Origin of the sequence: Nocardia sp. NPDC060220 (genome assembly GCF_042727815.1) — a bacterium.
Taxonomy (GTDB): domain Bacteria; phylum Actinomycetota; class Actinomycetes; order Mycobacteriales; family Mycobacteriaceae; genus Nocardia.
In genome coordinates, this window is record NZ_JBHWZY010000830.1 from 1 (window position 1) to 3,004 (window position 3,004).

Consider the following 3,004-nt stretch of genomic DNA (forward strand, 5'->3'; position numbering starts at 1 on the left):
GTCCAATATCGGGTCGGCGATCCCGTTCGTCGCCACGCACAAGGTGTTGTTCGCGGTCGTGGCGATCGCGATCCTCACCGCGATCAACCTGCGTGGCATCCGCGAATCGGGGACCGCCTTCGCGATTCCCACCTACGCGTTCATCTTCGGCATGTTCGCGATGCTGGCCTGGGGCCTGTTCCGTACCTACGTGCTCGGCGACGACATCCAGGCCGAGTCCGCCGGTTTCGGGCTCAACGCCGAAGACGAGCACCTCTACGGCTTGGCCTTCGCCTTCCTGATCGCGCGTGCCTTCTCCTCCGGCTGTGCGGCGCTGACCGGTGTCGAGGCCATCAGCAACGGTGTGCCCGCGTTCCGTAAACCCAAGTCGCGCAATGCCGCGACCACCTTGCTGCTGCTGGGTTCCATCGCGATCGTGCTGCTGATGGGCATCATCATCCTGGCCCAGAAGATCCGCGTCGTGTACGCGCACGACCCCGCGCACCTGGTCGGCGCGCCCGCCGATTATCACCAGAAGACCCTGATCGCGCAGATCGCCGAAGCGGTGTTCCACGGCTTCCCGATCGGGTTCTTCTTCATCACCATCGTCACCGCGCTGATCCTGGTGCTGGCGGCCAACACCGCGTTCAACGGTTTCCCCGTGCTCGGTTCGATCCTGGCCCAGGACCGCTACCTGCCCCGTCAGCTGCACACCCGTGGCGACCGGCTCGCGTTCTCCAACGGCATCCTGTTCCTCTCGGGTGCCGCGATCGCGTTCGTGGTGTTCTTCGGTGCCGAGGTGACCAAGCTGATCCAGCTCTACATCGTGGGTGTGTTCGTCTCGTTCGTGCTGAGCCAGACCGGCATGCTGCGGCACTGGACGCGTCTGCTGCGCACCGAGACCGACCCGGCACAGCGCAGGCAGATGATGCGTTCCCGGGTGATCAACGCGATCGGTCTGACCGCGACGGGCGCCGTGCTGATGATCGTGCTGGTCACCAAGTTCTTCGCCGGCGCCTGGATCGCGATCCTGACGATGGTGGCGATCTTCGTCGTGATGAAGCTGATCCACAAGCACTACGACTCGGTCTCGCGCGAACTCGACGAATCCGACTGGGACGGCGTGCTGCCCAGCCGCACCCACTCGCTGGTCCTGGTCTCCAAGCTGCATCTGCCCACGCGCCGCGCGCTGGCCTTCGCGCGCGCCACCCGCCCGGACACCCTGGAAGCGGTGACGGTCAACGTCGACGACGCCGACACCCGCAAGCTGGTGCGCGAATGGGAGAACAGCGAGATCAACGTGCCGTTGAAGGTGATCGAATCGCCCTATCGCGAGATCACCAAGCCGGTGCTCGAGTACGTCAAGCGGGTGCGCAAGGACGCCCCGCGCGACGTGGTCACCGTCTTCATTCCCGAATACGTGGTCGGCCACTGGTGGGAGCAGGTGCTGCACAACCAGTCCGCGCTGCGGTTGAAGGGCAGGTTGCTGTTCGAGCCCGGTGTGATGGTGACGAGCGTGCCGTGGCAGCTCAGTTCCTCCACCAGGGCCAAGCAGGCAGCCGATGTGAACGCACCGGGTTCGGTGCGCCGAGGTTTCGAACGACCAGGACGTCGCGAATGAGCGGCGCGCCGGTCGAGGGTGAGAGTGGGTGTGGCCGTGAGTGATTGGAGCGGACAAGAATTCGAGGTGCGCCTCGGGGCGCCCGGGCACGGTGGGTTCATCGTCGGGCGCCACGAGGGCCGGGTCGTGTTCGTGCGACACGGGCTGCCCGGTGAGCTGGTGCGGGCGCGGGTGACCGAGGATCGCGGCGGTTCGTTCTGCCGGGCCGACGCGGTCGAGATCATCGAGGCGTCCCCGGACCGGGTGCCCGCGACCTGTCCGGTGTCCGGGCCGGGCGGTGCGGGGTGCTGTGACTTCTCCTTCGCGACGCCCGCGGCGCAGCGCGCGCTCAAGGCCACGGTGGTGGACGAGCAGTTGCGCCGGTTGGCCAAGATCGAGCGTGAGGTGACGGTCGAGCCGATCGCCGGTGATTCGGGTGAGGTCACCGGTGGTTGGCGCACGCGGGTGCGGTTGGTCGTGGACGGCGCGGGGCACGCCGGTGTGCACCGTTACCGCAGCACCGAGGTGATCGCGGATCTGCGCTGCCCGCAGCCTGTCGCCGGTGCGCTCGACGGCGTCGCGGACCGGTTGTGGACGCCGGGGGCCGATCTGGTCGTCGCGCTCGACGGTGACGGTGTTCGTCATATCGTGGAACTGGCCGAGACTCCCGCTTCGGGTCCCGCCGGTCGCCCGGAGACACCGCGTGGCGCGAGCCGCGGTCGTGGCCAGCGGCCGGGGCGTCGTCGTGAGTCGGCGCCGCCGACGGGTGACGAGCGTGGGGCGATCCGGGACCGGGCGGCTTCGCGGAAGTCGGCGATGAACGCGCCTCGTGAGGAGTGTGTGGTCGAGGGTTCGGGTCGCGTCGTCGAGTATGTGGCGGGGCGTCGCTGGGAGTTGTCGGCGACCGGGTTCTGGCAGGCGCATCGCGGTGCGGCGCAATGTTATTCGGACCTGATCGCCGAGTGGTCGGGGCTCGCTCCCGGCGGTTCGGGGTGGGATCTCTACGCCGGTGTGGGCGTGTTCGCTGCCCGCTTGGCCGAGCAGGTGGGGCAGACCGGGGCGGTGACCGGTGTCGAATCCGCTCGTTCGGCGGTTGTCGACGGTGTGGCGGCGCTGGGGGATCTGCCCTGGCTGGAATTGCGTAGTGAGCGGGTCGAGCCGTGGGCTCGAAGTGCTTCCGGTAGGCCCGATGTCGTGGTGCTCGATCCGCCGCGGGCGGGGGCGGGCAAGGATGTCGTCGCCGCTGTCGCCGATGCCGATCCGCGCCGGATCGTTCATATCGGTTGCGACCCGGCGGCTTTCGCTCGTGATCTGGGGTTGTACCTGGATGCCGGCTATCACCTGGCGGAGCTGCGGGCCTTCGACGCCTTCCCGGCGACGCACCATGTCGAATGCGTCGCGCTGCTCGACCGCTGAGTGTTCGGT

At 67.9% G+C, this 3,004-nt stretch carries 2 protein-coding genes; both read left to right on the plus strand.

The genetic code is table 11. The features are described 5' to 3' along the window. Positions 1–1,600, plus strand: a 1,600-nt coding sequence (locus ACFWF3_RS30355) for an APC family permease (protein WP_379317101.1), incomplete at its 5' end; no start/stop codon positions are given. 36 nt (positions 1,601–1,636) lie between these two features. Then, a complete protein-coding gene (locus ACFWF3_RS30360) occupies positions 1,637–2,995 on the plus strand; it encodes a class I SAM-dependent RNA methyltransferase (protein WP_379317103.1) in 1,359 nt (452 codons plus the stop codon). The last annotated feature ends 9 nt before the right edge of the window (positions 2,996–3,004 follow it).